Source organism: Desulfallas sp. Bu1-1, from assembly GCF_015594625.1.
GTDB lineage: Bacteria > Bacillota > Desulfotomaculia > Desulfotomaculales > Desulfallaceae > JADNRQ01.
The window spans coordinates 1-292 of the sequence record NZ_JADNRQ010000096.1 but is presented as its reverse complement, the minus strand read 5'-3'; the positions used below and the strand labels follow the sequence as shown (position 1 = coordinate 292).

Below are 292 nucleotides of genomic sequence, written 5' to 3'. Positions count from 1 at the left end.
GTCAAAAAACATTCACCGCCACCAGTGGACCGGGATTTTCTCTAATGCAGGAGAACCTCGGGGTTGGTATATACCAGGAAGTGCCCTGCGTAATCGTAGACGTGCAGCGAGTAGGCCCGTCCACCGGTTTGGCGACCCGCCCGGCACAGGCGGACGTAATGCAGTCTCGCTGGGGAACCCACGGCGACCACTCAATTATAGTCCTGTCTCCCGCATCGGTAAAAGAGATGTACTATTTAACCGTGCGAGCATTCAACCTGGCCGAAAAATATCGTACGCCGGTAATATTGTT

General features: G+C 53.8%; 1 pseudogene. It reads left to right on the top strand.

The annotated features are described in order from the left end of the window. Positions 1 to 292 (top strand): annotated as a pseudogene (locus IT084_RS17810) (2-oxoacid:acceptor oxidoreductase subunit alpha); the annotation flags it as partial.